Source organism: Chitinophaga sedimenti (genome assembly GCF_023156195.1).
Taxonomy (GTDB): domain Bacteria; phylum Bacteroidota; class Bacteroidia; order Chitinophagales; family Chitinophagaceae; genus Chitinophaga; species Chitinophaga sedimenti.
In genome coordinates this window covers 1,305,112-1,325,572 of sequence record NZ_JAKUKA010000001.1, presented here as the reverse complement: position 1 = coordinate 1,325,572, position 20,461 = coordinate 1,305,112, and the positions used below count along the sequence as shown (strand labels likewise).

At 51.2% G+C, this 20,461-nt stretch carries 25 protein-coding genes and 1 pseudogene; 18 read left to right on the top strand and 8 right to left on the bottom strand.

From position 1 onward, the window contains the following. Positions 1-106: 106 nt before the first annotated feature. Genes tsaD through MKQ70_RS07485 form a run of 3 tightly spaced genes read right to left on the bottom strand, consistent with a single transcriptional unit; the run spans position 107 to position 2,409 of the window. Entirely contained in the window at positions 107-1,120 is a 1,014-nt protein-coding gene (tsaD, locus tag MKQ70_RS07495) for a tRNA (adenosine(37)-N6)-threonylcarbamoyltransferase complex transferase subunit TsaD (RefSeq protein ID WP_248069631.1), read from the bottom strand. A gap of 36 nt (positions 1,121-1,156) precedes the next feature. After that, a complete protein-coding gene (locus MKQ70_RS07490) occupies positions 1,157-1,471 on the bottom strand; it encodes an ABC transporter permease (RefSeq protein ID WP_248069629.1) in 315 nt (104 codons plus the stop codon). A 29-nt stretch (positions 1,472-1,500) separates the two neighbouring features. Beyond that, the gene (locus MKQ70_RS07485) at positions 1,501-2,409 is read right to left on the bottom strand and encodes an ABC transporter permease (RefSeq protein WP_248069627.1); all 909 of its coding nucleotides are present in this window, start codon (positions 2,407-2,409) and stop codon (positions 1,501-1,503) included. Between the two features lie 98 nt (positions 2,410-2,507). Between MKQ70_RS07485 and MKQ70_RS07480 the strand changes: the two genes are divergently transcribed. The 3 genes from MKQ70_RS07480 to MKQ70_RS07470 all read left to right on the top strand — a co-directional run bounded on the left by MKQ70_RS07480 (position 2,508) and on the right by MKQ70_RS07470 (position 4,729). Continuing rightward, the gene (locus MKQ70_RS07480; RefSeq protein WP_248069625.1) at positions 2,508-3,158 is read left to right on the top strand and encodes a GTP-binding protein; all 651 of its coding nucleotides are present in this window, start codon (positions 2,508-2,510) and stop codon (positions 3,156-3,158) included. Then, a complete protein-coding gene (locus MKQ70_RS07475; protein ID WP_248069623.1) occupies positions 3,131-4,093 on the top strand; it encodes a peptide chain release factor 3 in 963 nt (320 codons plus the stop codon). The genes MKQ70_RS07480 and MKQ70_RS07475 overlap by 28 nt, the downstream gene beginning before the upstream one ends. A 168-nt stretch (positions 4,094-4,261) precedes the next feature. After that, complete coding sequence (locus tag MKQ70_RS07470; RefSeq protein ID WP_248069621.1) at positions 4,262-4,729, top strand: hypothetical protein; 468 nt, start codon at positions 4,262-4,264, stop codon at positions 4,727-4,729. Between the two features lie 166 nt (positions 4,730-4,895). Here the strand turns inward: MKQ70_RS07470 and MKQ70_RS07465 are convergent, their stop codons facing one another. The 3 genes from MKQ70_RS07465 to MKQ70_RS07455 form a co-directional block, all read right to left on the bottom strand. Further along, complete coding sequence (locus MKQ70_RS07465; protein ID WP_248069620.1) at positions 4,896-5,540, bottom strand: hypothetical protein; 645 nt, start codon at positions 5,538-5,540, stop codon at positions 4,896-4,898. Beyond that, positions 5,534-5,755 (bottom strand): hypothetical protein, encoded by a 222-nt coding sequence (locus MKQ70_RS07460; protein WP_248069619.1) that lies wholly within the window; start codon positions 5,753-5,755, stop codon positions 5,534-5,536. Before MKQ70_RS07460 ends, MKQ70_RS07465 begins: the two co-directional genes overlap by 7 nt. A gap of 482 nt (positions 5,756-6,237) precedes the next feature. Next, on the bottom strand, positions 6,238-6,879 hold the full coding sequence (locus MKQ70_RS07455) for a hypothetical protein (protein ID WP_248069618.1): 642 nt from the start codon (positions 6,877-6,879) through the stop codon (positions 6,238-6,240). Positions 6,880-7,091: 212 nt separating this feature from the next. Here MKQ70_RS07455 and MKQ70_RS07450 point away from each other — a divergent pair, with 212 nt between their 5' ends. From MKQ70_RS07450 to MKQ70_RS07415, 9 genes and pseudogenes are all read left to right on the top strand, one after another. Next, complete coding sequence (locus MKQ70_RS07450) at positions 7,092-9,218, top strand: AsmA family protein (RefSeq protein ID WP_248069617.1); 2,127 nt, start codon at positions 7,092-7,094, stop codon at positions 9,216-9,218. A 17-nt stretch (positions 9,219-9,235) separates the two neighbouring features. After that, positions 9,236-10,612, top strand: coding sequence for a translocation/assembly module TamB domain-containing protein (locus MKQ70_RS07445; protein ID WP_248069616.1), 1,377 nt, complete (start codon positions 9,236-9,238; stop codon positions 10,610-10,612). Continuing rightward, complete coding sequence (locus MKQ70_RS37920) at positions 10,599-11,111, top strand: translocation/assembly module TamB domain-containing protein (protein WP_282457156.1); 513 nt, start codon at positions 10,599-10,601, stop codon at positions 11,109-11,111. Before MKQ70_RS07445 ends, MKQ70_RS37920 begins: the two co-directional genes overlap by 14 nt. Next, positions 11,095-12,129, top strand: coding sequence for a translocation/assembly module TamB domain-containing protein (locus tag MKQ70_RS07440; protein ID WP_282457155.1), 1,035 nt, complete (start codon positions 11,095-11,097; stop codon positions 12,127-12,129). Before MKQ70_RS37920 ends, MKQ70_RS07440 begins: the two co-directional genes overlap by 17 nt. Positions 12,130-12,132: 3 nt before the next feature. Beyond that, positions 12,133-12,540 carry a hypothetical protein gene (locus MKQ70_RS07435; RefSeq protein WP_248069615.1) on the top strand — a complete coding sequence of 136 codons (408 nt, stop codon included), beginning with the start codon at positions 12,133-12,135 and terminating at the stop codon, positions 12,538-12,540. After that, the gene (gene tamL, locus MKQ70_RS07430; RefSeq protein ID WP_248069614.1) at positions 12,519-14,474 is read left to right on the top strand and encodes a translocation and assembly module lipoprotein TamL; all 1,956 of its coding nucleotides are present in this window, start codon (positions 12,519-12,521) and stop codon (positions 14,472-14,474) included. Before MKQ70_RS07435 ends, tamL begins: the two co-directional genes overlap by 22 nt. A gap of 99 nt (positions 14,475-14,573) precedes the next feature. Next, positions 14,574-15,265: pseudogene (locus tag MKQ70_RS07425) on the top strand (T9SS type B sorting domain-containing protein). A 29-nt stretch (positions 15,266-15,294) separates the two neighbouring features. After that, the gene (locus MKQ70_RS07420) at positions 15,295-15,525 is read left to right on the top strand and encodes a hypothetical protein (RefSeq protein ID WP_248069611.1); all 231 of its coding nucleotides are present in this window, start codon (positions 15,295-15,297) and stop codon (positions 15,523-15,525) included. Continuing rightward, on the top strand, positions 15,456-16,283 hold the full coding sequence (locus MKQ70_RS07415) for a PorP/SprF family type IX secretion system membrane protein (RefSeq protein ID WP_248069610.1): 828 nt from the start codon (positions 15,456-15,458) through the stop codon (positions 16,281-16,283). Before MKQ70_RS07420 ends, MKQ70_RS07415 begins: the two co-directional genes overlap by 70 nt. Before the next feature lie 87 nt (positions 16,284-16,370). Here the strand turns inward: MKQ70_RS07415 and MKQ70_RS07410 are convergent, their stop codons facing one another. Both MKQ70_RS07410 and MKQ70_RS07405 read right to left on the bottom strand, forming a co-directional pair. After that, complete coding sequence (locus MKQ70_RS07410; RefSeq protein ID WP_248069609.1) at positions 16,371-17,303, bottom strand: ring-cleaving dioxygenase; 933 nt, start codon at positions 17,301-17,303, stop codon at positions 16,371-16,373. A 91-nt stretch (positions 17,304-17,394) separates the two neighbouring features. Continuing rightward, a complete protein-coding gene (locus tag MKQ70_RS07405) occupies positions 17,395-17,748 on the bottom strand; it encodes an MmcQ/YjbR family DNA-binding protein (protein ID WP_248069608.1) in 354 nt (117 codons plus the stop codon). Between the two features lie 142 nt (positions 17,749-17,890). Between MKQ70_RS07405 and MKQ70_RS07400 the strand changes: the two genes are divergently transcribed. The 6 genes from MKQ70_RS07400 (at position 17,891) to MKQ70_RS07375 (ending at position 20,461) form a co-directional block, all read left to right on the top strand. Further along, on the top strand, positions 17,891-18,148 hold the full coding sequence (locus tag MKQ70_RS07400) for a sigma-70 family RNA polymerase sigma factor (protein WP_248069607.1): 258 nt from the start codon (positions 17,891-17,893) through the stop codon (positions 18,146-18,148). A gap of 23 nt (positions 18,149-18,171) precedes the next feature. After that, entirely contained in the window at positions 18,172-18,462 is a 291-nt protein-coding gene (locus MKQ70_RS07395; protein WP_248069606.1) for an RNA polymerase sigma factor, read from the top strand. A 100-nt stretch (positions 18,463-18,562) separates the two neighbouring features. Beyond that, on the top strand, positions 18,563-19,138 hold the full coding sequence (locus MKQ70_RS07390) for a FecR family protein (RefSeq protein ID WP_248069605.1): 576 nt from the start codon (positions 18,563-18,565) through the stop codon (positions 19,136-19,138). A gap of 23 nt (positions 19,139-19,161) precedes the next feature. Continuing rightward, positions 19,162-19,590: a FecR family protein gene (locus tag MKQ70_RS41075; RefSeq protein ID WP_248069602.1), complete on the top strand. Its 429-nt coding sequence runs from the start codon at positions 19,162-19,164 to the stop codon at positions 19,588-19,590. 128 nt (positions 19,591-19,718) lie between these two features. Then, entirely contained in the window at positions 19,719-20,231 is a 513-nt protein-coding gene (locus MKQ70_RS07380) for an STN domain-containing protein (protein WP_248069601.1), read from the top strand. Beyond that, positions 20,210-20,461 (top strand): carboxypeptidase-like regulatory domain-containing protein, encoded by a 252-nt coding sequence (locus MKQ70_RS07375; RefSeq protein WP_248069599.1) that lies wholly within the window; start codon positions 20,210-20,212, stop codon positions 20,459-20,461. The genes MKQ70_RS07380 and MKQ70_RS07375 overlap by 22 nt, the downstream gene beginning before the upstream one ends.

Here is a 20,461-nt window from a genome sequence, read left to right as displayed (position 1 = left end):
TAAATGTTGTAACGAGGGTCCAGATCGTCAGCAGGACAAACTTCTTCATGCAATGGTATTTGCGGTTAAATGGGATCAGCAGGCCAATCAAGGAATCGGGTTAAAATTACTCGCCAAAAATGGCGCGGGCGCTGGGAACAGCGTCCAGGGCGGCAAATTCGCCAGCCTGGTATTTGTAATAAGCGGTCATGGCAATCATGGCCGCATTATCGGTACAGTATTCAAATTTAGGAATGTAATACGACCAGCCATATTTGGCCGAGTATTCCGCCAGCGCCGCACGCAAACCTGAGTTTGCACTTACACCGCCGGCGATGCTCATCTGTTTGATGCCCGTTTCCTGCGAAGCCTTTACCAGTTTGTTCATCAAAATAGTAATGATCCGGTGCTGGATAGATGCGCAGATGTCGGCGAGGTTGTCTTCCACGAACGAAGGATCTTTCGCCCTGTTCTCCTGCAGGAAATAAAGAATCGCGGTTTTAAGCCCGGAAAAACTGAAGTTGAGGCCGGGAATCTGCGGCTCGGGGAACTTAAAACGAAGCGGGTTGCCTGTTTTGGCGTGCTTATCGATTAACGGTCCGCCAGGATAAGGCAGGCCGATCAGTTTGGCGCTTTTATCGAATGCCTCGCCGGCAGCATCGTCCATGGTTTCGCCGATCACTTTCATATCGAGCGGACTGTTACACTGTACGATCTGCGTATGACCGCCGGATACGGTGAGGCAAAGGAAAGGAAAGGATGGCTGGGGATCTTCGATAAAATTGGCCAGTACGTGGGCCTGCATGTGGTGGACCCCGATGAGCGGGATATTAAGCCCCAGGGCCATCGATTTGGCGAAGCAGCTGCCTACCAGCAGGGAGCCGATGAGGCCGGGACTCTGCGTAAAAGCAATGGCGTCCGGGTCCTGCATATCCACGCCGGCTTTCTTCAGCGCCGCGTCCACCACGGGAACAATGTTCTCCTGGTGCGCACGGGAAGCCAGTTCGGGCACTACGCCACCGTACTGTTCGTGTACCGATTGATTGGCAATGATGTTGGATAACACTTTTCCGTCTACCAGCACCGCAGCACTCGTCTCGTCACATGAGGATTCTATCGCTAAAATTTTAACTGCCGTCATAAAGTTTGCAAAGATAAGCAGCGCGCGGCGTTTTTACTAATTGCCGCGGATGGCTACCACCGGATCGAGGCGGGAGGCCGACCAAGCGGGGATAAAGCCGGCCAGCAGGCCCACTATCACCGAAGAACCTACGCCGATAATAATATTCCTGGTAGAAAGAATAAAGGGGAAGCCCATAAGCGCCGTCGCGATCTGCGCTACGGCAAATACCGCCAGCAGCCCAAGTAATCCCCCGATCACACACAACAGGATCGACTCCAGCAGGAACTCCTGCAGGATCACGTTGCGCTTGGCGCCAATGGCTTTTTTCAGACCGATGATGTTCGTACGCTCTTTTACCGTAACGAACATGATGTTGGCGATACCAAAGGCGCCTACGATCAGCGAGAAGATGCCGATGGATAAGCCTGCGGTGTTAAGCAGGCTGAAAAGGGAATCCAGTCATCATTGATCGTGGTAATCTCATTCAGTGAAAAGTTGTCTTCCTGCTTAGGCTGCAACCTGCGTGTGGCACGCATCGTACCGGTTACATCATCTTTCAGCTGCTGCAACGATACGCCCTGGCGGGCTTTTACCATGATATAGGGGTCTGCAAAACGACGCTCATCCACGATGGTACGACCAAACAGGTAGGGAACCAGTACCGCATCGTCAAAGTTGATATTGATGAGCCCTCCCTCTCCTTTATACTTCAACAGGCCAATCACTTTACAGTTCCGGCCGCTCACTTTCACAATGCTTCCGATAGCCGCCTCGGGCGTGGGAAACAAAGACTGCCAGATATTACCGCCCAGGATAATGGTATTAGCGCCCGTATTTGTTTCGGTAGGACTGAAATAGCGTCCATAGATGATATCGAGGGTTTGCACCTTATCAAAGTCCTGCGTAACGGCCATGAGTTCCACGTTTTCCATGTAGTCCCTGCCCACCTCGATCTTTTTGCCGCCACTATTAAAAGTAAACGCCGCGTGTTCGGCGCTAGGCACCTTTTCCTGCAAAGGCTTCAATTCTTTATAGGCAGTCACCGGCCGGTTTACATATTTCCACCAGGGCATATCCGGCCCGCCGCCCCAGGGCCATTTCTGGATATAAATTACGTTGCTGCCCAGCGTTTCCACTTCACTGCGAACGTTGCGCTCCATACTGTCCGTAGCGGCAAAAACCGCGATGATACAGAAGATGCCGATGGTAATCCCCAGCAGCGACAGGAACGTACGTACCTTGTTCACCCGCAGTTCCTGCAGGGCCATTTTTAAACTATTCCAGAGAATCTTTACAGTGGAGCGCATAGATCAAATTTAATATTTATACTGATGTGATGCGGGAATAAATGACCAAAGGCCCCTTCTACCTAAAAATACGTACCTTTGCAGCCATTTTTATTTCAATGAAATACGCTAGCGAAATCAACAGGCGAAAAACCTTTGCCATTATTGCCCACCCAGATGCGGGTAAGACTACCCTGACGGAAAAGTTCCTGCTGTTCGGCGGCGCTATCCAGACGGCGGGCGCGGTTAAATCGAATAAAATCAAGAAACATACGACCTCTGACTTTATGGAGATTGAGCGGCAGAGAGGTATCTCCGTGGCTACCTCCGTAATGACCTTCGAATACCGCGACACCCTCGTAAACCTGCTGGATACCCCTGGTCACAAGGACTTTGCCGAGGATACCTACCGCACGCTCACGGCGGTGGACAGCGTGGTACTGGTGATCGACTGCGTGAAGGGCGTGGAAGAGCAGACCGAAAGGCTGATGGAAGTATGCCGCATGCGCGATACCCCGGTGATCATCTTCGTTAACAAGATGGACCGCGACGGTAAAAACCCCTTCGACCTGCTGGATGAGCTGGAAGAAAAACTGAACATATCCGTTCGCCCCCTCTCCTGGCCTATCAATGGCGGAAAAGACTTCAAAGGCGTATACAACCTGTACGACAAGAGCTTTGTGAGCTTTGCGGCGAACAAAAAAAGCGACCGACGACGATATCATCCCCATGCCCGATGTAAATGCACCGGAAGTGGACGAACTGTTTAACGCCCAGGGACGCACAGCAGCTGCGCAGCGACGTGGAACTGATCGAAGGCGTGTACGATAAATTCGATAAACAGCCCTACTTGGAAGGTAAAATGGCGCCCGTATTTTTTGGCAGCGCCGTCAATAACTTCGGGGTAAAAGATATGCTGGACACCTTTGTGGAAATTGCACCGGTACCGGCGCCCCGCCCATCTACTGTGCGCGAGATCGAACCGGGTGAGGATAAGTTCACCGGCTTTATCTTTAAGATCCACGCCAACCTCGATCCGCGTCACCGCGACCGTATCGCGTTTTTACGCATCTGCTCCGGCAAGTTCGAAAGAAACAAATTTTACCATCACGTAAGGCTGGATAAAGACGTGCGCTTCTCCAACCCCTATACGTTTATGGCCCGCGATAAAAACATCGTGGACGACGCCTATCCCGGCGACGTGGTAGGTTTGTTCGACACCGGCAACTTCAAAATCGGCGACACCTTAACCGAGGGCGAAGACCTGTATTTTACCGGTATCCCAAGCTTCTCCCCGGAACTGTTTAAAGAGCTGGTGAACAAGGACCCGATGAAGACCAAACAACTCGAAAAAGGCATTCGCCAACTCACCGACGAAGGCGTTGCCCAGCTGTTTACCCAGCATGGCGGCAACCGCAAAATTATCGGTTGTGTGGGCGAACTGCAGTTCGAGGTTATCCAATACCGCCTGTTACAGGAGTATGGTGCGGCCTGCCAGTTTAACACCCTGCCTTTTTACAAAGCATGCTGGATTACCGGCCCTAAACAAAAAGTGGAGGACTTCATCCGTTTCAAAAGCTCGAACGTGGTGGAGGACAAAGATGGCCACTTAGTTTACCTGGCGCAGTCGGAATGGTACCTCAACACCGAACGGACGAACAACCCGGAGATCGAATTCCATTTTACTTCGGAAATACACAAATAGGTTTAACATATTGATATCGAAGCCGGTCTTAACAAAGGCCGGCTTTTTTATGTGCTTTCGGAACTGATCATCCGTGCGTTTATCTGCTTCATAAAAAACGCCGCGCCCGGGATAAGGCGCGGCTTATTCGTACGACCAACTCAATTATCGCGTTGTAAAATCTTTGGGGTGTTTAACAAACCTCTTTTTTATCAACCTGCCACGAAGATAGCCCCCGCTCACTTTCATCATTTACGATATTGGAAATATGATTTACGCGATGCGGAAAATAAAAAAGCCGCCCGGTGTTACCCGAACGGCTATTTCTACATATGCATGGTTCCGTCTAAAATCCTGCGTTTATTACTACATGTCCACTCACACGCGGCCTTGGCGGCAGCGGGAACAATGGCGGCGGCGGTGGTAACGGCAGCGGCAGCGGAGCGGCTACGACTACACGACCACGCGGGCGCGGCGGTGGTGGCGCATAATAAACGTGTTCATGTCTTTCTACGCGGTAATATCTTCTGTCACGGCAATCATCTCTACGTGAATATCGGCGGTCATCATCGCAATACTGGCGTTTATGATGACCCTTGTGGTGACCACGGCCCTGCGCGGAAACGGAGAACGAAACACCCGTGGCAAGCAACATAAGGAGCATGAGCTTTTTCATAGCTTAATATTTTAATTGATGGTTGTCTGTTACCAACTTCTGCTTAACACCGGTGTATCGTTTGGTAACCTGACCCTGTAAATTCAAGAAGTATGCCATAAAAAAGCCGCTCGTAAAAGCGGCTTTCTATCTATATGAAAGAAGGTATTACATCTTGAAACACTTAGAGAAGTTGGTTGAACGGCGACCACCATAACCACCACCAGAGCCGATGCGATAGGTGAGCGTAAGACCGCTGAACACGTACCAGTCTTTCTTCTTAGGATTACCGCGAATGGTACCATCGGGCGGATAAGTAGTCGGGGGTAAAAAGTGCCCGGTTTCATCACCACGGAACGCGAGGTCTACCGCCTGCTGCCCCGCATAGGCCAACAACGTGTTTTCGTCTATGTAAGTAGTACTCACATCATCCGGGTAATCGGTAAATGTTTTACGCCACCCGAGTTCAATCCCCAGTGTAAGCTTATCCGTTAAAATGTACTTAGCGCCAAAGCCAAATGGCAGCGACACCTGGTATAAACTATACATCGGCCGTTCGGGATACTGCGGTAAACCCTGGCCCTCCGTACGCAAAGGACGCAGCGGCGTCCATTCGCCGGCGGCATTTTTCGCTTTAGGATAAAAACTGAACAAGCCCACACCGCCGAAGATGTAAGGCGTAAAACCGGTCATCTCGAGGTCCATGAAATTCAGTTCGCCCATAACGGCGCCCTCCCATATATTAGATTTAAAACTGAGGTTACGTTGTAATAAGGCAACGTCTTTATTGGTACTGTCCGCCGCCGCTACCATGCCCCAGGTAAACTGGCCACGCAGGGTAAAAACGGGCTGATGTCCTTTCGTACCAGAACACCCAGCGCCGGACGCGTATACCCAAAATCGACCGCTTTCTGATTCAGGTCGCCACTATAATTACTGATCCCTGCAAACACACCAACATGCCAATCCTGCGCAAAACTCAACAACGGGGCCGTGGACAACAAAAAAATGCCTAAGATCTTTTTCAAGAGAGTAAGGTTTACAGATTATTGATTAGTAACGTTTTTATACACAAAAAAATTATCATACCCTAATTATGGGGCCGAAATTAGGCATTTTTCAGATCAATTCATAATCAGCATATTGATTATTATTATTAAACGAAATACAAACTGATTATCAATCTATTAACGAATTAATTTAATTATTTAAAGAATAGTTAAAAAAGTCATCTGACTGGTAGAAAAACTGTTCGCCCGCCGTTGTACTCCCCCTGGGGCAAAGCGATGCGCCCTTAAGGGCATCCTAACAGCATCTTTCGCTGATCCTTCGCTCATCCAACGCTCTTTCGGCCATAGTAGCGGTTTTAACGAAGGATGAGCGAAGGATCAGCGAAGGATACAGCAAAGCATATGTAACTTACCTGGATGGTTCAGTGATGGCTGGGTGATGGTTCGGTGACGGTTCAGTGAAGCTTCTGGCCCTTTAACGTATAATATATAAACGAAATCTATCCCTTCGTCCAAACCTTTACCCCCGAAACTTTGTTCTGCCGGATATCCCAGTTGAGGTCGAGCACCCGCCACTGACCATCTGCCCATATATGCCACAGGTCGCCGGACACCTGCTGAGCCGTAAGTTTGAGGCCCGAGAATACATAAGCACCGTACAGGCGGTATTTCTCATCGCTGGTTTGCGCATTTTCATCCAGCATGATAAAAAAGGTAGTGGCCATATTGTTGGTCAGGGTTTCGGCACTGATACTCGTCTTTAATGCATAAACAGGGTTCAATGTGCTATCGTCCATCAAAAAGCCCCTTAGGATTTCCTCCATGGCAAGGGAACCTACCTGCTTATAAGCGCGCACGTCCGGAATTTTGCCTTTCACTGCTTCCGGCTTTGCAGGCGGCTCTGATAGAATGCATCTGCATGCTTTTTCAGGAACGCATTGATCTTTGCCAGCACAGGAATACGCGCCACCTCCGTCGCTTACCGACACGCGATCGAGGGCCACCGGCAACTGTTTCACCTCATCGTAAAGTCCCCAGCTGAACTGGCGTACTTCTTTTTCCAGCGCACTTTGCGCCTGCGCGGCAACACGAACGGATAACAGTAAGGCCAGCATCCCGCCGGCAAAAAGGCATTTCTTCATGCAGTCATAATTTGCGGCGAATATCGGGTTTTTAAAATGATACAAATAGTTAAAGTTTCTGAAAAGCCGCTACCGGTAAGGATTCCAAATCATTCATCGATAAAATCCCGGCATTCATCGATACCGTATTTTCTTTACAATGCTATATTTGCCGCGGTACGATATTTGCACCAAAGGTTTAATATTCAGTTTATTAATAAGATATCTAATACGTGAAGGAACCCTCTACCGCCAAGCCCGGAAGAAAAAAATTGAAGCGATGGTTGATTGGCATTGTGATTACCGTGGTTGGCCTGCCCCTTTTGGTTTTATTGTTGTTACAGCTACCCGCTGTGCAGGACTTCGTGCGCGCAAAAGCTGAGAATTATCTGCGTAAGGAACTGGGTACGGAAGTACACATTGGCCGCCTCCGCTTCACCTGGTGGCATGCCCTTAGTCTTCGCGATGTATCGGTACAGGACCAGCAAAAGCAAACGTTGTTTAAAAGTGGCGAACTCGAAGTGCGTTACAACCTGCTCGCCCTGCTGCACAACGAAATACGCGTGTACTCGCTCGACTGGAACGATGTAAAAGCCAATGTTTACCGTCCCGCGAACGACAGCAGTTTTAATTACCAGTTTATCATCGATGCTTTTACGTCGCCTGGTCCCAAACAGGATACGGTGATCGAAGAAAGCGGCACCACGCTTAAGTATGACATCGGCTCCGTAGACCTGCGCCGCATCGACCTGAATTACAACGACTCGCTTGGCGGGATGCTTGTCCACGCGGGTTTAACTACCCTGCACCTGGAGCCTTCCACGCTCGATACCGACAAGGGCAGATATTATATAGAGAAGTTTTTGCTCGATGGCGTGAACGCCTCCTTCGTACAGCAATACAAACCCTCTTCGGCGCCACCGCCGCCACCGCCGGACGAACCGGCCGATACCGGTTCCACACCGCTGGACCTCCGCGCTAAAAGTCTCACTATCAGCAATACGCAATTCCTTTACTCAGATAATGGCATTGGTATCGGCGTAAGCGGCAGCATCGGCAACCTTACTTTACAAAACGCCCGCTTCGACCTGCTGCAAACACTGGTAGATGCACAGTCACTCAGCCTGCGCCAGAGCGCCATACACCTGCTGATGGCGACCGGGCTGGATACTACCGGCGCCAGTGAGCCGAAAGATACCTCCTCCCCTAACACCTGGCGCGTGACGGCGCGGGCGCTGGACCTGGATGGCGTAGACTTCAATATGGATTACCCGGATTCGCCCTCCGTTCGGTATAAAAATGCCGTTGACCTGAACCACCTGGCCCTGGCCGGTGTGGTGATTAAGGCGAATGATATCGGGTATAACGCAGACAGCACACACGCGCATATCACGACGGGCAGTCTGACGGAAAAAAGTGGCCTCGCCCTGCAACAACTGAAAGGCAACATATTATACACCAATACCGAAATCAACTTAGGGAACTTCCTGCTTCAAACCGCCGCCAGCAAGATCGATGCGGACGTACAGCTGCGCGTGCCTTCCTGGAGCACCTTGTCGGACAACCTGGGCGCTATGCAGATCAAAGCCGACCTGCGGCCTACCACGCTTACCTTAAGAGAGGCCCTGTACTTTGCGCCAGACCTCAGCCGCCAAAAGTCCATGCAGCCGATGTGGCGCAAGCAGCTTTCCCTTAAAGGTCAGCTCGACGGATCGCTGGCACAATTGCAGATACCCGGCCTGGAAGTGCAGGATAACGATCGTAACTATCTATACGTAAAAGGTTCGGCAGCCAATGTAACGGAAACGGATAAACTGGGTATCGATCTTATCAACATAAAAATGCTGAGCAGCAATGCCGGCCTGCGCAGCTGGGTACCGGCAGGTACGATTCCGAACAGCGTGCAGCTGCCCAACCGCCTGCAACTGACCGGGGCGGTACGGGGCGGCATGCAGCAGGTTCATCCTAACTTATTATTAAGCACCGATTTTGGCAACCTGTCGGTGAAAGGCGACCTCGCCCAATTTACCGACCCGGATAAATTGAGTTATAACATTACCCTGCTGGCGGACCGCCTGCAAACCGGGGCTTTCATTAAAGACACGACGCTGGGTGCGCTCAACGGCACCATCTACGCGAAAGGCAGCGGCACCGATGTGCAAAAAGCCGTGGCGGATGCCAATGTCAATATTAAAACGTTTACCTATAACCGTTATACGTACCATAACATTGTACTGGACGGGGGTTTAAAAAGAGGCGTGTATAACGCTACCGGCAACATCGATGATAACGCCGTACAGCTGGACCTGAAGCTGTCCGGCAAAATAGATTCCTGCGGCCAGACATTGTTGCTTTTGTAGACCTGCAGAAGTTCGACATGAAAACAACCGGCTTCAGCAAAGACACCATGACCATCAAAGCCACGCTGGATGCCCGGGTGAACGACCTGCGTCCCCGCCAGCTGAACGCTTTCGCGGATATTTACAAAATACAGGTGGCGGATAAAACCGACATCTATGCGCTGGACAGCATCACCGTACGCGCCGATAACGACAGCGGCATGCAACGGGTACTGGTGCGTGCCCCGTTCGGCAGGCTGCGCGTAGCGGGCGACTTCAACTACCAGACGGTAGCCGCTACCGCGCAGGCCATCATCGGCAAACACTTATCGGCAGCTACCGATACTACGGCTATGCCAGGCGAGCACCGTGACCTGACGCTGAATGGCGCCGTGTTTATTCCCAAATCCATGCAACGCCTGTTCCCCGATGTGGAAATGGATAAACCCCTGTTCCTGCGCGGCCGCCTGAGCAGCGACAGCGCGCTGTTATGGGCGAACCTGAACCTCGACCGGTTACGTTATGACTCCTTTTTCGTAGACACCTTCCAGGTGAAACTGCGTGCGGATACCTCCATCATGACCGCCAACGTGCTCCTCGGCGCACTGCGTCACCCGACCATCCCGCTGGAGCGTACTACCATTGATGCCAAAGCGCAAAACGGGCTGCTGGACTTTGACCTGCAGATCAACGATAAAAAGCAGGAAGCGAAATACGCCCTGGGCGGTAAGCTGCACTACCTGGAAGGCGATAGCCTCCTCTTTTCGCTAAAGGAAAAATTATTACTCAATAAGATGGACTGGAGCGCTGCCGGCGGCAATAAAATCGTGATCAAAAAAGGCAACCTCTCCTTCGCGGATGTCGGCTTTATGCGGCAGGATCAGCAACTGCGCATCTTTACGAAAGAAGCCGCCCGCGACACCACCATGCCCGCTATCACGGTGGAGTTGAAAGACTTCCGGCTGGCGACATTGACAAGCATTATTGAAAAAGATACGGCCCTCATAAACGGTATCGCCAATGGCGCGATTACCGTGAGCAACCTGGAAGCCACACCGATACTGGACGGCGATCTGAAAATAGACAGCCTGCGTGCGATGGGCACCGCTGTTGGCGACCTGGCCCTGAAAGCCAATTCTACCGCCGACAAGGCCTACACCCTCGACGCGCGCATTACGGGGAACGATAACGATGTTGAACTGAGCGGTACTTACAGCGATGAGATGGACTTCACGCTCAGCCTGCAATCGCTGAACATGAAATCGGTAGAGCCCTTCACCTTCGGCAACGTGAGCAAAATGAGCGGCAGCGCGAATGGCCGCATCACGTTACAGGGAACGGCCGACAGGCCCCGCATCCGCGGCAACCTCCATTTCAACGAGGCCATGGAGTACGGTGAGCATGATCAACGCTGAATTTAAACTGCCCGACGAAGACATCCTGTTTGAAGAACAGGGCATCCGCTTCCGCCAGTTTGTAATTGCCGACAGCGTAGGCAACGAGGCCGTGCTGAACGGGCAGATCCGCACGAACGACTACGCGGACTTCGACTTCAACCTGGATTTAACCGCCGAAAACTTCCGCGCCCTGGGGCCTAAAGCCAAGGACGACCAACTTTACTACGGCCCTGCCTTTATTGACCTGAACGCCAAGATCCGGGGCGATCTTGACCTGCCGCGCGTGCAGCTGAACGTGAAACTGCTGGAAAAATCGCAGGTAACCGTGGTGCTGCCGGAAAACGATCCGCAGATCGAAAGCCGGGAAGGCATCGTGGAGTTCGTGGACAGGGACAATATGCCGGACAGTGCGCTGCTGGTGCGGAAAGACAGCTTACCGTCCATGCCGACCCTCACAGGCATCGTGTTCTCCGGCGACGTGGAAATAGACCAAAGCGGTGATGCGGCTGGTGATTGATCCCGGCAACGGCGACTATCTTGAAGTACAGGGTAACGCCACGCTGAACATGACATTGGACCCGAGTAATAAAATGAGCCTGACCGGGCGATATGAAATATCTGAAGGTAAATATGCGATGTCGTTGAACCAGCTGATCAAACGAGAGTTTGAGATCGAGAAAGGCAGTACCATCATCTGGAACGGCGAAGCAACAAGCGCGGATGTAAATATTAAAGCCAAGTATGCGGTAAACGCGCCGGCGATCGACCTTATTGGCGACCAGGTGACCGACGCCACCACCAACAAGGCACAGTACAATCAGAAGGTACCGGTGGAAGTATTCCTGATCATCACGGGTGAATTACTAAAACCCGAAATCAGCTTCCAGCTGGATATGCCGGAGAACTCGCGGAACGTGCTGGACGGGGCTTTATACACGCGCCTGAAGCAAATTAACCAGGTGCCGTCCGAACTGAACAAACAAGTAATGGGTCTGCTGGTATTGAACCGGTTCATCTCGGAGAATCCGTTTGACCAGCTGGATAGCCGCACGGGCAGTTCGTTCGAGGACATTGCACGCAAATCCGTGAGTAAAGTATTGTCGCAGCAGCTGAATAACCTGGCGGGCAGTCTCATAAAAGGATTCGACATCAACTTTGACCTGCAGTCGGAAGATGACTACAGCAGCGGCACGCGGGAAGAAAGCACGAACCTGAAAGTGGACGTATCCAAACGCCTGTTCAATGACCGTTTAACCGTTACCGTAGGCTCCAACGTGGGCATTACGGGCAATGGCGATCCGCAGGAAGCAAGTACGCTGGTGGGCGATGTAACGGCCGAATACGCGCTGACGCGCGACGGGCGCTATCGCCTGCGCGCTTACCGGCGCAACCTGAGCGAAACGATTATTGAGGGCCAGGTAATCGAAACGGGCGTGGCCTTTATGCTCGTGATGGACTACGACGAATTCAGAGAAATATTTGAACGCAGGAAAGAGAAAAAGCAGGAACGCATCCGTGCTAAAAAATCGAAATAAGGTATGACAGGCAAGCAGCTATACATATTGATCTCATTAACGGCGGTACTGGCAGCCTGTTCCACCACCAAAACGGTGCCGGAGGGCGAACGATTGTTCACAGGATCCACGATTAAATGGGATGGCAAAAAACCAAAGGACAAAGGCACGCTCAACAGCGGCATGGAAAGTCGTTTACGCCCCAAACCCAACAAAAGAACATTGGGTATTCCGTTTAAACTGCTCATATACAACCTGGGTAAAGACCCCGGCACTAAAACCAAAGGACTGAACTACCTGCTGCGTAAAAAATGGGGCGAGGCGCCCGTGTTGCTCAGCCAGGTGAAACTGGGTACAAATAACCTGATCCTCGAGCAATACCGGAAGATAATGGTTACTTCCAGGCGGATGTGCGGAATAAAGTCAACCTGAAAGGAAGTAAAAAAGCAAGCGTCACCTACACGGCCATGCCGGGTACACGTTATACCATAGACAGCGCGGTTTTTGAAATTGATACCGGCACCATGGCGCGGCTGATCCATGAACAGGACCGCCGTTCCCTGCTGAAACACGGCGACAACTTCAGCCTGGATAAAATTAAGGACGAGCGTGACCGCATACACAGCATCCTGAAAGAACAGGGCTATTACTACTTTACACCGGATTATATCTTAACACAGATCGATAGTACGCACCAGGGCAAGGTAAACCTGTACATGCGCATTAAACCGCAAACGCCGGCTACGGCTCTGCGGCAGTATACCATGCGCAACGTGACGCTGTATACGGATTACAGCCTGGACGAAGACACAGCGCGCACGAACAGGCGCGCTTCGGATTCGATCCGCGCGGTAAGGGCGGCGAGGCGTGCAGACAGCACCCGGCCACAGCGCAAACGACCCGGGTTTATTATTGTAGACCGGGATTCGCTGTTTAAATCTATTGTATTTGAACGCTCGGTGTTCTTGCAGCGCGACAGCCTGTACCGGCTGAGCAACCATAATATCACGCTGCAAAGGCTCGTGAACCTCGGCGTATTCAAGTTTGTACGCGGGCAGTTCCGCGCAGCCAGGGATACTGGTTACCTGAACGCCAGCTTCTACCTTACCCCCTACCCGAAACGCTCGTTGCAGCTGGACTTGTCCGGCTTCTCGAAGAGCAGCAACTTCGTGGGATCGCAGCTAAACATCTCGGCGAAAAACCGTAACTGGCTACGAGGTGCGAATTTGCTGGAAATTAAACTGGGCGGCGGCTTCGAGACACAGGTGGGCGGTGGCACCACGCAGCTGAACACCAGCGGCTACAGTGTAACCGGCGATGTGTCGGTGACCATTCCGCGCTTTGTAACGCCTATTCGCGGCATTAACCTTCGAACGCCTTACGTTCCCCGCACGAAGTTCAGTATCGGGTACGAGCTGTTAAGCCGGCCGGCCACTTACAACCTGAACGCGTTTTATTTCCAGTACGGCTATTTATGGAAGAAGACGAAATTCCTCGAGCACCAGTTGAACCCGGTAGCTATCACATACGTGTTGCCATCGAAGCTTTCGCCTGAGTTCATTAAACAACAGCAACAGGACCTTGCATTGCAGCAGTCGGTATCCAAACAGTTCCTGCTGGGCGGCAACTACACCCTGACCTTTAACAACCTTTCGGAAAAACGTTACCATACGTTTTATGCGAGCTTCAATACAGACATCTCCGGCAACATTGCGGGATTGATCATACCGAAGCAGGACAGCCAGCGGCTGATCTTTAACAACCCGTTCTCGCAGTACCTCCGCTTTACACTGGAGGGCCGCCACTACTGGAAACTGAGCGATAACCTCACGTGGGTGAACAGGGCGTTGGCGGGTTATGGCCTGGCCTACGGCAACTTCAGTACACTGCCATTTGTGAAGCAATACTTCATCGGAGGTAGCAACAGCATCCGCGCCTTCAGAGCGAGAACGCTCGGCCCCGGCAGTTATCGCGATCCGGGACTGGATACCGCCAGGCTGCTGGCTAACCAGGCGGGCGATATCAAACTGGAATTCAATACGGAGTTGCGTTTTAAACCGGCTAACCGAATAGAGCTGGCGGCTTTCCTCGATGGTGGTAACATCTGGCTGAAAGAATCGCTGCCAGGTAAAGAAGAAGGTCAGTTTAAGCTGGGTAATATGTTTAAACAAACTGCCCTGGGTACCGGTGCAGGTTTACGCATAGATGCCTCTATATTGATTATCCGCTTCGACGTAGCTTTCCCGCTGCGCAAACCCTGGCTGCCCGAAAACCAGCGATGGGTGGGTAACCAGATCCGCTTCGGCGATCCCGACTGGCGGAAAGAAAACCTGATCCTTAACATTGCTATCGGATATCCATTCTAGAACATATAAAAGAAATATTTTATTAATACAAACACATAATATATATTTGCTATCCGTAGACCCGGCAGGTAATGACTGCCGTGCGTTAAAGCAAAGTGTATGATGTACCCACTATCCTATCCCGGCTTATGCCGCAAAGCCCTTGGCTGCTGCCGCAGGCATGCTTTGTACGTAATGCTGCTGCTTCCCGTGCTGCCGCTGCGGGCAGGCGCCGTACCACCTACGGACATTCAACTACCCGTTAAGGAGATTCACGAAAACAACCTGAAAGGCACGGCCGTTAGCGCTTTGTTAAGCAACGACGCGGACGCAGGTTCCTACACCTATACCCTGGTGGCCGGAGCGGACGATGAGGGCAATGACGCCTTTACCATCGATACTAAAGGCATTCTGCGGGCAGCGGTAGTATTTGATTACGAGACGAAATCGAGCTACAACATCCGGGTGCGCGCCACCAACGGCGCAGGAGAATTCCTTGAGGCTACCTTTACCATTTTAATTGCCGACGTGTACGAAACGCCCGCGAAACTGGAAGCTAACAACATCCTCACGCCAAACGGCGACGGGGTAAACGACCTGTGGGTGATTAAAAACCTCGACCTCGGCAAAAACAACGAGGTGTTTATCTACGACCGCATGGGTCGCATGGTATATAGTAAAAGAACTACCAGAACGACTTTAATGGCAGCGTAAACGGCAGCCATTTAGCGGAAGGCACCTACTATTACATTATGGATTTAGGTCCAAGGCAATACAAAGGCTTTATTACGCTGGTAAGAGAGCAGCGTTAAGATTGTTACCATCATCTTATGAAAAACCTATGAAATATTCCTATCGTGCTTCACTGCTGACGTTGGCCGCGCTGGTACTTCTCCAGCTGGTTGCCAAAGCCCAGGAATTGGGTAACGAAACCCAGGCGCAACACCCGCTGGGCGCGCAGTACTTCTTTAACCAGTACCGGCCAACCCGGCTATGGCCGGCATGGGCACGGGTGTTAAGTTTGACTTCGCGCATCGCCGCATGTGGCAGGATATACAGGGTGGCCCCGTAACCACCGCTGTTACCGCTGACATCCCGGTAACGAGCCGCGTAGCTGCAGGCGCACAGGTGTATTCCGATAAAGCAGGCTTGCTGGGACAAACGCGCGTTGCTTTGACCTACGCCTATCACCTGACGTTAAACATAGAAAAAGAAACCGCGCTCCACCTGGGATTTTCCGCTGTGCTGGATGCAAAACGTATCGATAAAAAGGGCTTAGAGGGCGATCCCAATGACCCGCTGGTACAGCGTTACAATGCCCGCGACAACTTCTTTGATGCGGATTTTGGCGCTGCGTTCACGAATCATAACCTGACCTTGCAGGCAGCTGTGCCGAGCTTGTTTGCGAAATTCAAGAAAGATAAATACAACAGTTTTGACCGCTCGCTGTTTTTTACGGCGGCCAGTTACAAAGTTGAAACAGAAGATGGCGTGATCTCGTACGTGGAACCCAAGATCGCACTACGTGCTATCAAAGGCGAAAGCAGCATGATCGATATCGGCGCTAACCTTGCCCTGATGCAGGAATTCGCGAACGTGTTCGCCGTATACCATTCTACCCGTAACTTCTCCACCGGAGTGGGTTTCAACTTCAGATCGAATGTTGGCGTGCAACTGATATACAACTCGCAAACTGCGGGGTTAAAGAACTATACCAATGGGACGTTTGAGGTAAACTTACATCTGAACTTGTTTAAAAGCTGGTGCCATCTACGGAGGAGCCCTAGCGATTCTTTATACCTATGCCTGCGTGAGGGGCCGACCAGGTGACGGTCGGTCCCTTTTTATGTATGCTCGCCACAAAAAAAAAAGGCTGATCCATCAAGACCAGCCTTCTTATATTTTGATGATGTACCCTTATCCAAGATCGGGCAGCGCCTTCGCGATCTGCTCGCGGCTTGCTTCATACTGCTCCGGCAACTTCAGTGCCTGGCCCAGTGAATCCAGTGGTTCGTCTACTGCAAAACCGGGATCGTCTGTAGCGATTTCGAACAGTACGCCGCCTGGTTCGCGGAAGTAAACGGACGTAAAATAATTACGGTCGAGTACCGGCGTAATGTTAAAACCTTTCTTAGCGATCGCCTCCTGGAATTCCAGTTGTGCTGCTTTATTTTTCACACGGAAGGCGATGTGGTGTACAGAACCACCCGCTACATGGCCGCGTTGCTCGCCGGCGGCTTCCACCAGGTCAATGATGCCTGCATTAGGGCCGCCTTCCAGCACATAACGGTAGCGGTTTACTTCCTGCTGCTGCAGCGTGTAACCCAGCAATTCCAGTACGGCTACAGTAGGCTTGATGCTGGTAAGCGTAAGCGTTACGTGGTGGAAACCGCCCAGGGCCGCTTTACCATCAATACCTGTCGTTTCGTAAGGCGTAATCAATTTGCTCTCGGGTACAGCCACCAGTTCCAGTTTCAGTCCGTCGGGATCGAGAAACGTCAGGTACTCCTGTCCAAACTTGGTGGCCGGTTTATTAAAAATCACATTCCTTTCATCCAACCTTTTGAGCCAGAAATCCAGGCTGCCTTCCGGCACCGCGAAACCGGTTTCAGTAGCTTGTCCGGGACCGCGACGGCCCTGTGTAATACCTTCCCAGGGGAAGAAAGTAAGTATAGTACCGGGCTCGCCCGCATAGTTGCCGTAATAAAAATGGTACGTATTAGGATCGTCGAAATTCACGGTCTTCTTTACCAGCCTCATACCCAGGGTCTGGGTATAAAAGTCGAGGTTCTTTTTAGCATTTCCGGCGATCGCCGTTACGTGGTGGATACCTAAAATCTTGTTTTCCATATATCAATTATTAACAAGTCAAAGGTAGCATTACACGAAGGGCTGATAAATGGACTAATCGAATAAAACGATGGACATTTTATCGGGCCGGTTACAACTGCGCCAGTTCGGCTTTTGCTTTCTTAGTTAAACCCGCCACCACTAAGTCGTACGAGTGTTTTACCCACTCCAGTACCAGCTTGTCGGACACGGTGCCGTCCATTACCACGGTGTTCCAGTGTTTCTTATTCATGTGATAACCTGGCTCCACGGCACTGTAACGTTCGCGGAGTTCTACCGCCAGTTCGGGATCACACTTAAGATTAGCGCTGGCGAACAGTTCAATATCGGTAAGGGCGAACACTTTATCCATCACATAAAACACCAGTGTCGTTTCACCAAAGGGAAATTTCTCCGTTGTGCCTTTAAGGGAAAGGCAATAGTCCCTGAATTTTTCGAGATTCACGTGTAAAGCTTTGCCCTAAAGTTAGATATTAGACGGAACCCGGGCAAAACATAGTATTTGATCGATCTTTGGCTGCATTTTATCATGCTGTTGAAAATTGTTGAATATTTGCCCTCTTTTTATTTTAATTTAGCGATCTACGGTGGACAGGATTCCTACAGATATTATTGTATTGCAGCGGAGTGTTGCTTTTGAGCGCGATCAACGCGCTTACCACGACCTGTTCGTCCACTTTTACCAGCCACTGATTAAGTTTGCCAACAACATTGTAAAGTCGAAAGAAGCAGCGGAAGAAATCTATTCGGACGTATTGCTGAAGCTGTGGGACATGGGGCCTGCGCTGGCGGAGATAGCACATTTAAAAGTGTATTTGTTCCGCAGCGTAAAAACGCTTCCCTGAATTACCTCAGCCGTTATTATAAGGTGCCACTGGTCGACCTGGACACCATCCATCTTGAAATGATCCATGAAGTGTACACCCCGGAGCAAAACCTGCTGCACGCGGAGTTACACAAAAAAGCGACGCTGGCGGTGCGTTCGCTGCCGGCCAAATGCCAGCTGGTATATACGCTCATCCGCGAAAACAACTTCTCCTACAAACAGGTGGCCGACATTATGGGCATTTCCGTGAACACCGTGGAAGGCCATATGAGCACGGCGTTACGTAAGCTTGGCGTGATGCTGCAGGCTTATCTACCCCCTACCCAGAATTAATTTCAACTTTTTTGAAGCTGACCGGTGGAACCTGCCCTTTTCACTGTCTGTACGGGTAGGATGCTACCAGAAAGGTTTTATATACTATTGAGCCGCAAGTTTGCCGGCGAGGCTACACTCCAGGGAACAGGAAGAACTGGAGCGGATGCTCCGGCTGCATCCCGAATGGCGCGGGCTGATGGCGCAATACCCGCAGCACCGCCAGGCCGATACGGAAGCTAGCCGGCACGAAGCGGAAGCCGCCTTTGCCGCGCATGCCGTTAAAATGCAACTGAGCGGGCGTACAGATGCCACTACGCTCCTTTCGGCTGCTCCTGAAAAACAAAGCCGCCGTCCGCTGAAAACGGGGCTGATACTGGCGGGCAGCCTGGTACTGCTAGCCTGCGGCATTATCTACCTGGATAAAAAGCTGGAACATCCGCTGCCGGCGATAGCGAAAAGCGAAGTAGTTACCAGGAAAGGCACTACCACCACCATTACGCTGCCCGATGGTACCAAAGTATGGCTGAATGCGGACAGTAAACTGAGCTACCCGGAGTCCTTTAAAGGTAAGAAAACACGCGAAGTCACCCTCACGGGTGAAGCCTATTTCGATGTGAGCCGCGACAGTATTTGTCCCTTTGTGATCCATACCGATAAAATCAACATCCGGTACTGGGTACGGCTTTCAATGTAAAAAGCTACCCGCAGGATGAAACGGTGGAAACCGCACTGATACACGGTAAAATTGCCGTTACTTTCAACGACCGCCCATCGGAGCGCATCATCCTGAAACCGAGTGAAAAACTCGTGTTACGCAAGGACCAGGCAGTCGTATTAAGCACGCTGGAAACACAGCAACCGAAAGTGCAGGTGAACAACATCCGCGTAATGCCCGGCAACCTGGTACAGGAAACCGCCTGGATGCAAAACCAGCTCGTGTTTGCTGAAAGCAATCTGAAAGACATTACCGAAACACTGGCAAGAAGATTCAACATCACCTTTGTTTTTGAAGACGACGCAGTGAAACAATATACATATACAGGGATTTACGAGAATGAAACTTTGGATGAAATACTGGCGGCATTAAGCCTCTCTAAAAAATTCAGTTATAAGAAAGCGAACAACGAAATAAGAATCAACCGTTAAGCGCCTTTCCGGCCATAACAAGGGGAAACAAACGTGCTTATAATAGCTGGAGCTGATCACTCCGGAAGGGCATTATATGCCATAAAAAGCACCAGGGAGAACATTTTAAAAACCAAATCTGAAACAAGATGAACAAGTTGGGATTGACGACCGTCAAAGCCCCCGGGCGATCTGTGCTACGGATGATCTATGGAAAGATGCTGTTTTTTACTGCCGCACTATTTCTCATCAGCATTGCGCAGGGCGCCGCGCGGCAAAATGGTATTACACTGGATGTTAAAAACCAGCCACTCGGCAAAGTACTGAAGTCGATTGAACAACAGGCCGGGTATCGGTTTAGTTACAGTCCGCAGGTAGTACCGGTGAACGAAACCGTTACGCTGCGGGTGAAGGATAAACCCGTACACGACGTGCTCAACGAACTGTTGAAATCATTTGACCTGAGCTACAAAGCGGCCAGTGAAAAAGTAATTGTGATCTATAAGAAGGAAGATGGCAACCGCCTCGCAACCGACGACCCGGTTGCGACGGCGGATACCGCCATTGTGATCACCGGCCGTATTGCGAGTTCCGAAGGAGAAGCCTTGCCAGGCGCCACGATCTCCGTAAAGGTACCGCCGTGGGCGCGGCGGCGGATGTAAAGGGCGCATTCAGCTTACGCATTCCTGCTTCGAAAGCCACACTAGTAGCCAGTTATATGGGATACAAATCGCAGGAGTACAAAGTAAACGGCACCGGCCGTATCGAAGTGCGTTTGATCGCCGACTCCAAAGTACTGAACGATGTGGTGGTTACCGGTATCGTGAATCGTAAAAAGAAAGTTTCACCGGCGCGGCTGCGACGTTTACTGCCAATGAACTCCGACAGGTAG

What these genes read in the sequence shown, in the direction of transcription:
- MKQ70_RS07440 (WP_282457155.1), top strand. Translation starts at nt 11,095, where the DNA reads ATGCGGCTGGTGATTGATCCCGGCAACGGCGACTATCTTGAAGTACAG.
- MKQ70_RS07420 (WP_248069611.1), top strand. Translation starts at nt 15,295, where the DNA reads ATGAAATATTCCTATCGTGCTTCACTGCTGACGTTGGCCGCGCTGGTA.
- MKQ70_RS07480 (WP_248069625.1), top strand. Translation starts at nt 2,508, where the DNA reads ATGAAATACGCTAGCGAAATCAACAGGCGAAAAACCTTTGCCATTATT.
- MKQ70_RS07435 (WP_248069615.1), top strand. Translation starts at nt 12,133, where the DNA reads ATGACAGGCAAGCAGCTATACATATTGATCTCATTAACGGCGGTACTG.
- MKQ70_RS07485 (WP_248069627.1), bottom strand. Translation starts at nt 2,409, where the DNA reads ATGCGCTCCACTGTAAAGATTCTCTGGAATAGTTTAAAAATGGCCCTG.
- MKQ70_RS07490 (WP_248069629.1), bottom strand. Translation starts at nt 1,471, where the DNA reads ATGTTCGTTACGGTAAAAGAGCGTACGAACATCATCGGTCTGAAAAAA.
- MKQ70_RS07410 (WP_248069609.1), bottom strand. Translation starts at nt 17,303, where the DNA reads ATGGAAAACAAGATTTTAGGTATCCACCACGTAACGGCGATCGCCGGA.
- MKQ70_RS07465 (WP_248069620.1), bottom strand. Translation starts at nt 5,540, where the DNA reads ATGGTAGCGGCGGCGGACAGTACCAATAAAGACGTTGCCTTATTACAA.
- MKQ70_RS07445 (WP_248069616.1), top strand. Translation starts at nt 9,236, where the DNA reads ATGAAAACAACCGGCTTCAGCAAAGACACCATGACCATCAAAGCCACG.
- MKQ70_RS07475 (WP_248069623.1), top strand. Translation starts at nt 3,131, where the DNA reads ATGCACCGGAAGTGGACGAACTGTTTAACGCCCAGGGACGCACAGCAG.
- MKQ70_RS07380 (WP_248069601.1), top strand. Translation starts at nt 19,719, where the DNA reads ATGAACAAGTTGGGATTGACGACCGTCAAAGCCCCCGGGCGATCTGTG.
- MKQ70_RS07455 (WP_248069618.1), bottom strand. Translation starts at nt 6,879, where the DNA reads ATGAAGAAATGCCTTTTTGCCGGCGGGATGCTGGCCTTACTGTTATCC.
- tsaD (WP_248069631.1), bottom strand. Translation starts at nt 1,120, where the DNA reads ATGACGGCAGTTAAAATTTTAGCGATAGAATCCTCATGTGACGAGACG.
- MKQ70_RS37920 (WP_282457156.1), top strand. Translation starts at nt 10,599, where the DNA reads ATGATCAACGCTGAATTTAAACTGCCCGACGAAGACATCCTGTTTGAA.
- MKQ70_RS07415 (WP_248069610.1), top strand. Translation starts at nt 15,456, where the DNA reads ATGGGCACGGGTGTTAAGTTTGACTTCGCGCATCGCCGCATGTGGCAG.